The sequence below is a fragment of the Snodgrassella sp. W8132 genome (assembly GCF_016100865.1).
Taxonomy (GTDB): Bacteria; Pseudomonadota; Gammaproteobacteria; order Burkholderiales; family Neisseriaceae; genus Snodgrassella; species Snodgrassella alvi.
The window spans coordinates 701,788-714,160 of the sequence record NZ_JACFRQ010000001.1 but is presented as its reverse complement, the minus strand read 5'-3'; the positions used below and the strand labels follow the sequence as shown (position 1 = coordinate 714,160).

The 12,373-nt window shown below is 38.1% G+C and carries 9 protein-coding genes and 1 tRNA gene; 5 read left to right on the top strand and 5 right to left on the bottom strand.

Annotated elements, in window-relative coordinates; all coding sequences use genetic code 11:
- Positions 1–37: 37 nt before the first annotated feature.
- The 3 genes from H3U82_RS03155 to H3U82_RS03145 all read right to left on the bottom strand — a co-directional run bounded on the left by H3U82_RS03155 (position 38) and on the right by H3U82_RS03145 (position 3,697).
- A complete protein-coding gene (locus H3U82_RS03155) occupies positions 38–1,282 on the bottom strand; it encodes an MFS transporter (RefSeq protein WP_198209166.1) in 1,245 nt (414 codons plus the stop codon).
- A gap of 742 nt (positions 1,283–2,024) precedes the next feature.
- Complete coding sequence (gene trxA / locus H3U82_RS03150) at positions 2,025–2,354, bottom strand: thioredoxin TrxA (protein WP_037395093.1); 330 nt, start codon at positions 2,352–2,354, stop codon at positions 2,025–2,027.
- A gap of 158 nt (positions 2,355–2,512) precedes the next feature.
- A complete protein-coding gene (locus H3U82_RS03145) occupies positions 2,513–3,697 on the bottom strand; it encodes an O-succinylhomoserine sulfhydrylase (RefSeq protein WP_198209164.1) in 1,185 nt (394 codons plus the stop codon).
- A 212-nt stretch (positions 3,698–3,909) separates the two neighbouring features.
- On the opposite strand from H3U82_RS03145, the gene yaaA reads away from it, so the two are divergent.
- The 3 genes from yaaA to H3U82_RS03130 all read left to right on the top strand — a co-directional run bounded on the left by yaaA (position 3,910) and on the right by H3U82_RS03130 (position 5,467).
- Complete coding sequence (gene yaaA / locus H3U82_RS03140) at positions 3,910–4,692, top strand: peroxide stress protein YaaA (RefSeq protein ID WP_198209162.1); 783 nt, start codon at positions 3,910–3,912, stop codon at positions 4,690–4,692.
- Between the two features lie 107 nt (positions 4,693–4,799).
- Positions 4,800–4,890 (top strand) — tRNA-Ser (locus H3U82_RS03135).
- Positions 4,891–4,984: 94 nt separating this feature from the next.
- A complete protein-coding gene (locus tag H3U82_RS03130; RefSeq protein WP_198209160.1) occupies positions 4,985–5,467 on the top strand; it encodes a DUF2321 domain-containing protein in 483 nt (160 codons plus the stop codon).
- Positions 5,468–5,570: 103 nt separating this feature from the next.
- Here H3U82_RS03130 and H3U82_RS03125 read toward each other — a convergent pair whose 3' ends face one another.
- Entirely contained in the window at positions 5,571–5,786 is a 216-nt protein-coding gene (locus tag H3U82_RS03125) for a hypothetical protein (RefSeq protein WP_198209158.1), read from the bottom strand.
- 1,361 nt (positions 5,787–7,147) lie between these two features.
- Entirely contained in the window at positions 7,148–7,450 is a 303-nt protein-coding gene (locus H3U82_RS03120; protein ID WP_100125493.1) for a hypothetical protein, read from the bottom strand.
- Positions 7,451–8,247: 797 nt separating this feature from the next.
- Between H3U82_RS03120 and clpB the strand changes: the two genes are divergently transcribed.
- Together clpB and H3U82_RS03110 are read left to right on the top strand one after the other, a co-directional pair.
- Positions 8,248–10,821 (top strand): ATP-dependent chaperone ClpB, encoded by a 2,574-nt coding sequence (clpB, locus tag H3U82_RS03115; protein ID WP_198209156.1) that lies wholly within the window; start codon positions 8,248–8,250, stop codon positions 10,819–10,821.
- A gap of 177 nt (positions 10,822–10,998) precedes the next feature.
- Positions 10,999–12,318: a serine hydrolase gene (locus H3U82_RS03110; protein ID WP_198209154.1), complete on the top strand. Its 1,320-nt coding sequence runs from the start codon at positions 10,999–11,001 to the stop codon at positions 12,316–12,318.
- The last annotated feature ends 55 nt before the right edge of the window (positions 12,319–12,373 follow it).

Sequence of the window (12,373 nt, the reverse complement as noted above, 5' to 3'; positions counted from 1 at the left end):
TTTAAATTTAAAGCCGATTATTATATCCGCTCAAACATTATTTTTTAGCCTGACTGCCGGTTTCACGAACAAACATTGTCATGATAAATGCAAGAATCAAACCACCTACAAAAACATAGTCAGCAGTCTGGAAAACTTTCAAATTCAGCTGACCTTCTGCTTTTGTCAGATGGTCAATCAGAATATTAAACATATTGGTCATAATTGCACTAATCACAAATACGAAAAAGTTAATCACACCAGTAGCTGTACCTTTAACTTCATCAGGATTCACTTCTTTAATCATCGTATAAGGGATCATTGCCGCGCCGGAAGCAATACCGAATAATAAACCCATCACAAAAGGCGGCATAACATCAGGCAAGTAAACAATAAAACCACCAGTAATGCCCATAGCAATAAGGCTACCCATCACAACTGGCTTACGGCGACCAATTACATCAGATAAATAACCTAAAATCGGACAACCAATTACCCAGCCTAGCGGAACCATTGCCAAACGTAAGGCTATATCATCTTTAGCAATCAGTCCGTCCTGTAAAAACTGATTTCCCCATGCAATATTACCAACATTGGTAGGCAGGAACATCATGGCACCGATGAAAGCACAAATGTAAGACTGTGGATTTTTCAATACCACAATATAAGGATGGCTTAAACCACTCCAGTCAATTTTACCTTCACGAGTACGTGGTGTAGATAACACTGAACCAAAGAAAACCACAACCAGTATACCAGCAGCCACTATCCAGAACATCTGCCATGTCAGCACCTGATTTTTAATAATCGGCGATACAACAGCTTGTCCCATAAATCCGCCAAGCATACCGAAACACTGAGTCATACCGACAGCAGTTGCCAGCCATTTTTTCGGAAAACCGCGTGTGGCCAGAAATACCGCGCTGGTAAAAGCAAGCCCGGAGCCTGCACCTTGCAGGAATCGACCGAATTGAGCAGTAATAACTGTTCCGGAACAGAATAGTACGCAACCAATAGCAACTAAAATAATACCCAACGAGGCAGTAAAACGCGGCCCGATACGATCCAGCATCACACCTGAAACCAGCGCAAAGAAAGCATATGAATAAAAATACAGACCGATAATGCCAGCCATTTCAACTTTAGAAATATGCAAAGTGTCTATAATTTCAGCCTGCATAATACTTGGGGCCGAGCGCAATGCATATTGTACAAAATAAAAAATGGCACAAATAAACCAGGCAATTATAAACGTTTTATTTAATGCACTGGATTGATCAGCATTTGGTGGAGAAACTGACATATTGGATTTATGATTCATAGCGTACTCGCTTTCGTTTAATTCCGAATGAAATATCACAAAATCATTCTAACAAAACCCGTGTTACGTACACAATAAAGTTCCCAAATACTTAAAATAAGAAAAAATATAATTAAATTACATTAATTTAAACAAAAAAATAAAACATTAATCAAACTTAAGCATTATTAGAACAATATTATGCTTTCAAAATGTCAAATTAATAAAATATTCTGTTCAATTTTACAAATATAACTATATTTCACTAATTATCGGATTTTTGATTTACACCATATTTACACAGGACACAAAAAACATCATAGCATGAACAAAAGTATTAAATGAAGTTTTATAAACACAATTTTAATTAAGCTCAAGATTAATACATAAACAAATATTTTATGAATTATAAATATTGATAGCGATAGTATTATATGTTTTGGTGATGGATTAATTATTATTTAAATTCAATAAATAATAAAATTATAAGACATTAAATATATTTTTATATTAATCTAGTAAAAAACTTTATTATAAGAATATTTATTCAGTTTATACAAATAAACTTGCAGTTAATGGATTTGAGAAAATTTTGAAAAACCTGCCAGCTACAAAATAATAGATAAATACAAATAATAAAAAATTATGCTTTTGAAAGACTGAATCATATTAAGCTATTTATCTGGCTTATATATGATTTAGTCTTTCAAAAGCACGAAATAATTCTTAATTTAGTTAGAAATTATTAAATAGATGCATTGATAAATGCTTCCAGTTGTCCTTTATTCAAAGCTCCAACTTTTGTAGCAACACTGGCGCCATCTTTAAATATCATCAATGTGGGTATACCACGAACATTAAATTTAGCAGGAGTATCCTGATTCTCATCTACATTAAGTTTCACAATTTTCAGCTTACCTTGATAAGCCGAAGCCAATTCGTCCAGAATTGGCGCAATCATTTTGCACGGCCCACACCATGGAGCCCAGAAATCCAGTAGTACCGGCACATTCGCCTGCAAAACTTCTTTATCGAAATTGCCATCACCTACATGAACAATTAAATCGCTACTCATTATGGTTTCCTTTTATTATCGGATTTCTATATAAAATATAGCTAATCAGCTATCAATGCAATAGTAAAATAAAACTAACTGATTACATGATAATCAGATACCATGTACACAAAACACTAATAGCTGTTTAAACTAATCTGAATATTATTTTAAATATATCAAATATTTATCTTACTTAATGCATTAGCTAAATCAGCTTTCAAATCAGAGGCATATTCCAAACCGACAGATAAGCGAATCAGTCCGTGCTGAATTCCGGCTTCCAGCTTGGCTTCCGGAGGCATACGGCCATGTGTAGTCGTCCATGGATGAGTGACAGTTGATTTAACATCGCCCAGATTTCCGGTTTTACTAAACAGAGTTAACATATCAATTACCTGCCAGGCAGCTTTTTCACCACCTTTAACCTCAAAAGCTACAACAATTCCGCCACCTTGCTGTTGCTTTTGCACCAGTGATTTCTGCGGGTGATTAGACAGACCAGTATAATGTACTGTTATTACCTGTGGTTGAGTTGAAAGAAACTGAGCTACTTCCAGCGCATTAGCACACTGCTTTTCCATGCGGATATACAAAGTCTCCAAACCACTTAGGAGTATCCATGCATTAAAAGGTGACAACACTTCGCCGGTAGTACGGACATGTAAAAAAATTTCGTTTACCAATGCAGCACTGCCGCAGATAACTCCTCCCATTACACGCCCATGACCATCAATCGCTTTGGTAGCAGACTCTACTGATAAATCTGCCCCCAGTCGCAGCGGCTGTTGCAAAGCCGGCGATAAAAAACTGTTATCAACAACCAGTATAGCCTGATTATCATGTGCAATTTCTGCAAGTTTAGTGATATCAGCCAGTTCATTCAGCGGATTAGACGGCGTTTCAACAAAAAGCATTCTGGTATTAGGGCGGATAGCGGCCTTCCATTCAGTAATATCAGTCTGACTCACCAGTGACACTTCAATCCCAAAACGTGGCAAAATATTATTCAGTAATCCAATCGTAGTTCCAAACAAACTTTTACTGGCTACCAAATGATCGCCAGCTTTTAATAGAGCAAGAAAAGTAGCATTGATTGCAGCCATTCCTGTAGACGTTGCCAGACCAGCCTCTCCCTGTTCGAGCTGAGCCACCCTTGCCTGAAAAGCCGCAACAGTTGGATTATTAGTACGTGTATAAGTATAACCTTGTGTAGAACCGGCAAATAAAGATGCACCAGTTTCTGCATTTTCAAACATAAAACTACTGGTCAGAAACAGTGCAGAATTGTGTTCATTGAAAGGAGTTTGTTCCTTAGCACCCCGGATGGCGATAGTTTCAGGATGCAATTGTAAAGTAGACATGATTGTTTAATTTATCTATAAATATTGAGTAAAGAATTGTGCCGCTTTTTTTATAATTGTGCAAATAACCGGCTTTTATAAATTAAGAATATAGTATTCTTTATTTCAAGCCCCATACATCAAGCAAGTAGCAGTGCCTCAGTATATGTTTATCATGCATTTTGATAATTTATATATATATTGGAAAAAATAATTGAAAATAAGGATAAAAAATGTATTTTGTCATTTCACCAGCAAAAAAATTAAATGAATCAGTAGAGATTCCTACCAAAAAATATACGCAACCTAAACTTTTGGATCAGGCACAACAACTAATGCCATTACTACAACAACTGGCTCCCCACGAAATTGCTACTCTTATGAGTATCTCCGATAAACTCGCTTTACAAAATGCCGAACGTTATCATAACTGGCAACCCCCTTTTACACCTGAAAACGCCAAACAGGCTGTATATCTTTTTAATGGTGACGTTTATGAAGGCTTGGATGCGCTGCATTTAACTGAATCTGCGTTAGATTATTTGCAACAACATATGTCTATTCTGTCAGGTTTATATGGTGTTCTTAAACCTTTAGATTTAATTCAGCCCTACCGTTTAGAAATGAGTATTAAACTTAAAAATGCTCGCGGCAAAGATTTATATACTTTCTGGGGAGACATCATTACCAACACCATTGAACAGAATATACAGTTAGAAGAATATAAAGTACTTATTAATCTCACATCACAAGAATATTTCAAAGCAATAAATACTAAAAAAATATCTGTACCTGTTATTGCACCTGTTTTTAAAGATCAAAAAAATGGTAAATATAAAATTATCAGCTTTTATGCCAAGCGTGCGCGAGGTTTGTTTATGCGCTTTGCAGCAGAAAATCAGCTAACAGATCCGGAACAGTTAAAAGAATTCGATTATGATGGCTATTATTATGATAAAGCTTCATCCAGTGAATCAGAGTGGGTATTCCTGCGTGACGAAAACAGCCATCACTAAATTTAATCAAAAATAAAATGAACGATTTAATCAGAAATTCGCTGTTTGCTTATACAAAACACTTGGCAAATCTGTATTAATCGTCTATTATGCGCATCTTCAAAGACGGAAGCGTGGCAGAGCGGTTTAATGCAACGGTCTTGAAAACCGTCGAGGGTTGATAGCCCTCCGTGAGTTCGAATCTCACCGCTTCCGCCAAATAATAAATAAAATAAACAATTAACTAATTAATGTTAGTTTATCTCCCACATAAAAACCTACAACGAAGCGGACATTGCCGAAAAGGGAAGATATGGATACATATCTAATCGCTCAAGTCTGTTTGAATGGGCATGTTGCAACAAGCGCCGCAGATCGATACCCCGAACAACGAGAAGCATTCTGTTCGAAGTGTGGCGAAGCGACCATCATGAATTGTCCTAACTGCAACGCATTTATTCGGGGCACCTATCACATCGAAGGTGTAGTCAGGTTCAGCGACGACTACACCCCCTCTGCGTTCTGCCACAACTGTGGTAAAGCGTTTCCTTGGACTGAACGAAAGATCGCAAGTGCCATTGAGTTGGTCGAAGTTGGGGCGGATCTATCCCACGAAGAAATGCAACAATTCCGTTCCGACTTGACAGAGCTAACGAAAGATAGCCCGAAGACGCAAGTTGCATCGATTCGCTTCAAGAAGGTAATGGGCAAGGTCGGAAAGTCTATCGCATCAGGTGTTCGGGATATTGTTGTAGACGTTCTGAGCGAATCAGCCAAGAAAGCGATTTGGGGCTAAACAGCCGCAGCTAGACGAAAAAAGCCCGGTATGAAGGTCGGGCATTCCTTCTGGTACTGTGAATTCACATGCGAACGCGCTTTAAAGCTTTCGAAACAAACGCCTATTTTATAAACTGCTGTAAATGCTGCCGGATAGCCTTGTTGACTTTCGGTATAAATTCCCCAAGCGCGATGCTGTCTGTCATGCGCTTGTGGACGTCTGAAACCCAACGTTCCATCGTATCGTAACAAAGCTTCGAACGGGTTTCGGCATTGAAGCCCACAATGAAGCTGGGCGGATGGAAGATGACGGCGGCAACATCCTTGCTTTCGAGCATCGCCCGCCGTACACACCTTCGTCGAACCGTCTGCTTGCATCGCCCGTTCGCGGCTATACTCCGAATTTCGCTTTCATGGCTGGCGCGCGGTGACACGTTTTCGTGCTTACGCAGTCGACAATGAACGTGCTGATTTCGCGGTAAAATAAAGATGGTTGCGCCTTCACTTCTCAACCTACCTTGCCAAGTATTGTTTCTAGCGCTCTCTTCCATGCGGCGAGGTTGTCATCTTCGCAGTATTCCATCGCTTTTGCATAATCCAAGATGGTTTCGATGCACCCGTGAAGGTAGTTCTCTCTTTAATCTTCGTCTGCCATATAGATTTAAGCACGGTGATAACATCGGACTTCATAATATTTTTACGATAGGTTCGACAGTAATCGGTTAAGCGTAGGTTTGAAGCTTCGATTTCCATTGCATGCGTACTTGGGTTCGCGCGAATCGTTCACAATCACGACTAGGGCGCATTCGCGGAACGTCTTTACCTTCGATTAATGAATGCGCAAGGCTTCGCAGTCTTGTTTCTCTGTTCGATGGGTCGATATACCGCTTCAAACTTATTTACAAAGTTAGCAGGTCTTGTCGCGAGCTTCGATCAACGAAACTTCAGGTTAACTGCCTAGTCGTTCTCCCTACCGATGCACTATAGACTTGCCATTGTCTTTCTATCATGTCCGTCAGCTACGCGCACCACTTATACCCAGAATCTCCCAACGATGCGCAGAGGCAGTCTTTCTGCACCGTTTACGGCATGCCGTCCTATGCTAATCAACTTTAACAGACTAAATAATTATAAAACGGATATATTACTACGATAATTTTATTCAAATTTCATTTATCTAGCTTAAAGTCGAAGATAAAAAATAAAATACTGCATTGAATTACACATTAAAAAGGAAAGTAGATTGTAAAAAAGCTAAGATAAAGACTGATAAGCCTTAAGCAAAACCTTTAACCTGCTGATCACAGTTATTTCCAAAATATTAGAATATTTTATAAGAATAAGTCTAAGTAAATTGCATAATGAAATAAATAATTTTTACCACTCATTTCACTATTCTTGGTTGGCAATATTTCTGCCAATTATCAAAAAAATTTTTGATATTAATGCTTTAATGGGATAAATAGCAGAAAACTGCATAGACTGTCTTAGCTAGAAAATATTAGTAGAAATGACTACTCTATACGAAAGATTATCTACTTATAAAAAAACTAAATTCTTACTATAGTTTTTAAAAGATACAGCAAATAATTGTGATATGTAAAATAAAAGTTTTGCGTCGATATCATGAAACTTTTATTTTACAATTTTAACATACATATCATAGACATATTTTTTATACTCTACCATGTGAAACTAATTAACTATTCCCGAAATCATGATGCTTGATTCGCTGATAGTTATACCAGTTTGTTTGATTTGACATCGAATTAGGTTGATTTTGTTGTAGTTCAGTATATTTGGAATTACCATCTTTCAGCTCGGGATTATCTTCAGTACTACTGGATCCTGAAGATAAACTTGTCTGAACATGTTGCTGAAACTCCATTTTCCGGGCTTTTTTATCCAGCATTGATATATGAATTTCTGTATCATAAATGCTTTTCAGTTCGAGCAATTTTTGATAAGTAGCAATCAACTCTTTATTATCAGGAGTTCGCATGATTTGCCCTTCAAGAAATTCACGGCATTTATTAAACTCTTCAGTTCTCATGGCTCATATATTAAAAAAATCTCAATATCTAAATTTTACACCATTTACAGAAATTAGCATTGAGAAATTGAATTAATATTTAAGTTATTCAGATATTATTAATCTAAATATCTGATATTACATTCGTTAAAGAATTTATCTTTATTCTCACAAATACGGGAATAGAGAAATTTAAAATTCTGAATCAAAATTTCAAGTACTTTTTTCTCAAAATATTAGAGATATAAGCAAAGCAATTGCACAAAAATTAATCACGCTTAAATTGGATTGATTCACCTTGTTTTTTTATAGTTATCCACAGATATACTCACAAAAATTGTGAAATTCTGAAGGAATTTAAAATGATAGTAAAGACTAAATAATCAAAATAACCAATAATATATATATGTTTTTAAAGAGTTTTTAATTTATTAAGTAAATTGAAAAAGTAAAACAACATAATTGAAATTCAAGTTCAGTAGCTTTAGATGTTTTGAATTAAAAATATCCTGACAAACGCTCACAATTTCTATTCGTATAGATTTTGTTTCAATAACATTAATGATGCACTATAAATTCTACCAAAAAGGAAATTTAGACTTAAATTCCTCAATAAACATTAATAAAAAAATATAAGTATATACAGATTGATTTTATATAAATCAATAATTTAAATCCAATCAAAATATTTATTCATACTGGTACTTGACATTAATTTTCTGATACCAATATATCTATTAATGAAAATATAACTAAAGGAAATTTTGATGAGATTCGATAAGCTTACCGCAAAGTTTCAGCAAGCTTTACAAGATGCACAAAGTCTTGCTTTAGGACAGGATGCCGGTTATCTGGAAGCCGTATTTATATTGAAGGCTTTACTGAATGATAATGATAGTGGCTGTGCTGCTTTACTTACTCAGGCTGGTGCAAATGTTGCACAGGTTAAACAGCAGGTTGACTCTACTATTAATGGTTTACCCAGAGTGTCCGGTCAGGGTGGTGAAATCTTACCCAGTACTGAATTACAGCATATTCTCAATCTGATGGATAAAGCTGCTATTAAACGTAATGATGCTTATATAGCCAGCGAGTTGTTTTTGCTTGGTGCTGTTCAGGAAAACGGACAATGCGGACGCATTCTAAAACAGGCTGGTGTTACAGAAGATAAATTGAATTCGGCGATAGATGCCGTTCGCGGAGGCGCAAGTGTGGATAATCCTAACGCAGAAGATCAACGAGAAGCATTGAAAAAATATACAACCGACCTGACTGAAAAAGCACGTTCGGGTAAGCTGGATCCCGTGATCGGGCGAGATGATGAAATCCGGCGCACTATTCTGGTGCTTGAACGGCGTACCAAAAACAATCCTGTACTCATCGGTGAACCGGGTGTAGGTAAAACTGCTATTGTTGAAGGTCTGGCTCAACGAATTGTGAATAATGAAGTTCCGGATTCTTTGCGAAATAAGCGTTTGCTTTTGCTGGATCTGGCTAGTTTGATTGCTGGTGCAAAATTCCGGGGTGAGTTTGAAGAACGTCTCAAAGCAGTACTTAATGATCTGGCTAAAGACGAAGGCAATACCATTATTTTTATTGATGAAATACATACACTGGTAGGGGCCGGTAAAGCCGATGGTGCTATGGATGCAGGTAATATGCTCAAGCCGGCTCTTGCGCGGGGTGAATTGCATTGCATCGGCGCGACAACATTGGATGAGTATCGTCAATATATTGAAAAAGACCCTGCTCTGGAACGCCGTTTCCAGAAAGTACTGGTAAAAGAACCAACAGTTGAAGATACCATTGCCATTTTACGTGGCTTACAGGAACGCTATGAAATCTATCATGGTGTAGAAATCACTGATCCGGCAATAGTAGCTGCTGCTGAATTATCTAATCGTTATATTACCGACCGTTTCTTACCAGATAAAGCCATTGACCTGATTGATGAGGCTGCATCATTAATTAAAGTTGAAAGCCAGTCTATGCCTGAAAGTATGGACAAGCTTAAACGCCGTGAAATACAGCTGGAAATTGAACGCGCATCTCTGGTGAAAGAAGATGATGAAGCCAGCAAAAAGCGTCTGGCACTGCTGGATGAAGAGCTGGATAATGTTAAGCGTGAGTTTGCTGATCTGGATGAAATCTGGAAAGCAGAACGAGCCAAAGCTCAAGGCAGCGTTACAATTAAAGAGCAGATTGATCAGCTAAAAGTTAAGATGGATGCGCTTAAGCGTAATGGTAAATGGGAAGAAGTGGCTAAGCTGCAGTATGAAGAATTACCCCGGCTTGAATCCCAGTTACAGGCTGCTGACAACGGGCAACAGAATAATCAGCCTAACAAGCTGTTACGCACTAAAGTAGGTTCAGAAGAAATTGCCGAAATTGTTTCGCGCATGACCGGTATTCCGGTATCCAAAATGATGGCTGGTGAACGGGAAAAATTATTGAGAATTGAAGAGGTATTGCATGAACGTGTAGTGGGACAGGATGAGGCTGTACGCGCTGTAGCAGATGCAATCCGCCGCTCACGCTCCGGTTTATCAGACCCGAATAAACCCTATGGCAGCTTTTTGTTCCTCGGCCCCACCGGTGTAGGTAAAACAGAGTTGTGTAAAACTCTGGCAAGCTTTTTGTTTGATAGCGAAACCCATCTGATTCGGGTAGATATGTCGGAATATATGGAAAAACATTCCGTTGCGCGTTTAATTGGTGCGCCTCCCGGCTATGTTGGTTATGAAGAAGGCGGTTTTTTAACTGAGCAGGTACGCCGCAATCCTTATAGTGTGGTTTTGCTGGACGAAGTCGAAAAAGCTCATCCGGATGTATTCAATATTTTGCTACAAGTTTTGGATGATGGTCGTTTAACTGATGGTCAGGGACGTACAGTTGATTTCAAAAATACGGTTATCGTTATGACTTCCAATATTGGCAGTCAGGAAATCCAGAAAATGGAAAGCGATAATTATGCTGCGATTAAGGCAGTAGTAATGGATGAAGTTAAACAATACTTCCGCCCTGAACTGATTAACCGTATTGATGAAGTTGTTGTATTCCATAGTCTTAACCAGTCTAATATTCGTGCTATCGCTAATATCCAGCTTGCTGGTCTGCGTCAGCGTCTGGAAAAAATGGATTTACATTTACAGGTTGATGATGCCGCTTTGGATGTACTGGCTAAGGTGGGATTTGATCCGGTCTATGGCGCACGTCCTCTGAAACGGGCCATTCAGACTGAAATCGAAAATCCACTGGCTAAAGAATTACTGGCTGGAGACTATGCTCCTAACAGTACAATTATGTTAACGGCTCAGGATGGTATTTTGACTTTTGCCTGATTATCAATTGAGAAACCTGCTGTAAAGCAGGTTTCTTTTTAATTTCAAATCAGCTTTATATATTTATTTTATATAATTAATAAACCAAAATCATTGAAATTATCACTTTAAATATTGGTGGCATTTATAAGCTTTTAAGATACCTGATAATAATTTAGATGATATACAGAATATTTTATGAAAATGATAAATAAAACTTTTAAAACTGCTTTATTAACTCTGTGTTTAACTATCAGTTTTAATATTCATGCAGCAACTACGCCAAATAGCTGTAAATCATTAGGTCTCAACAATTGCCCTGCCCCATTGGACAAAAAATTACCGGATGTCAAAAACATGTTAAGCTGGAATCAGCAACAACGGGCAATTGGCTTTCGTAATGACTATCGCTCTTATCCCGGTGATGTTTTTCACGCTGCTCATGGCCTGCCACTGCCCAGAGCGCCTCAAAATCTGTCTAATGTAAATTATCAGATTCATGGTCAGTCATATCTGCTAAAAGATTATTTAAAGCGTAATAATGTAACTGGAATGATGGTAATTAAAGATGGCAAAGTAGTATGGGATTATTACGCTAATGGTAATAATCCTACTACACTCTGGACATCACGCTCAGTGGGTAAATCGGTGGTTTCTACACTTGTAGGTATTGCTCTTAAAGAAGGTAAAATCAAATCGCTGAATGATGAGATAGTGAAATATAATCCTGATGTGCGGGGAACAGCATGGGAGCACGTGACAATTCGTCAACTGCTTCAACATACTTCTGGTGTGAACTGGAACGAAGATTACACTGATCCGAAATCTGATTTTTCACAACTTACTCAATGTGAGGCCAATCCTGAAACTTATACCTGCGTTAACAGTCTGGTAAAAGCACCCGGCCGCAAATCATATGCTAAGCCCGGTAAAGCATGGTCTTATTCATCCGGTGGTGCATGGCTGCTAGGAGACACACTGGAAAAAGCAACAGGTGAAAGTATTGCCCGATATCTACAGAATAAAATCTGGCAACCATTCGGTATGAACAGAGATGGTGTGTGGCACAGTTATACCGTGGGACAACATGATGTGGGTGCACACGGATTTAATGCCACGCTTGAAGACTGGGGTAAATTTGGCCTTTTCGTAATGAATAATGGTACGCTGCCAGATGGCAGGCAGATTTTACCTAAAAACTGGGTTAAAGATTCCCGTAACTGGAATCAGGCGAAAAATTCAGTCAGCAAACTGCATCCGGAAGGAAGTTATGGCTATGAATGGTGGAATAATAGTGTACCAGCTACTGTAAATGATGTTTCTCCAAAAACAGGGCTGAACAGTCAGGACAGCATGTGGGCTTTAGGAATTTACGGACAGATTATTATGGTTAATCAGAAACAGAAGCTGGTTATTGTACAATGGTCTACCTGGCCTAAAGCTGAGCCCTCTTTTCTGGAGCAGCCACTGGAAGCATCTTTAATGTTTAATGCAATTGCTAATAAACTTGCATCATAACTGTTATTATTCAGCCTGACACAAATCTGTGCACCAGTTGACTGCCAAACAGTTT

What these genes read in the sequence shown, in the direction of transcription:
- H3U82_RS03155 (WP_198209166.1), bottom strand. Translation starts at nt 1,282, where the DNA reads ATGTCAGTTTCTCCACCAAATGCTGATCAATCCAGTGCATTAAATAAA.
- trxA (WP_037395093.1), bottom strand. Translation starts at nt 2,354, where the DNA reads ATGAGTAGCGATTTAATTGTTCATGTAGGTGATGGCAATTTCGATAAA.
- H3U82_RS03145 (WP_198209164.1), bottom strand. Translation starts at nt 3,697, where the DNA reads ATGTCTACTTTACAATTGCATCCTGAAACTATCGCCATCCGGGGTGCT.
- yaaA (WP_198209162.1), top strand. Translation starts at nt 3,910, where the DNA reads ATGTATTTTGTCATTTCACCAGCAAAAAAATTAAATGAATCAGTAGAG.
- H3U82_RS03130 (WP_198209160.1), top strand. Translation starts at nt 4,985, where the DNA reads ATGGATACATATCTAATCGCTCAAGTCTGTTTGAATGGGCATGTTGCA.
- H3U82_RS03125 (WP_198209158.1), bottom strand. Translation starts at nt 5,786, where the DNA reads ATGCTCGAAAGCAAGGATGTTGCCGCCGTCATCTTCCATCCGCCCAGC.
- H3U82_RS03120 (WP_100125493.1), bottom strand. Translation starts at nt 7,450, where the DNA reads ATGCGAACTCCTGATAATAAAGAGTTGATTGCTACTTATCAAAAATTG.
- clpB (WP_198209156.1), top strand. Translation starts at nt 8,248, where the DNA reads ATGAGATTCGATAAGCTTACCGCAAAGTTTCAGCAAGCTTTACAAGAT.
- H3U82_RS03110 (WP_198209154.1), top strand. Translation starts at nt 10,999, where the DNA reads ATGAAAATGATAAATAAAACTTTTAAAACTGCTTTATTAACTCTGTGT.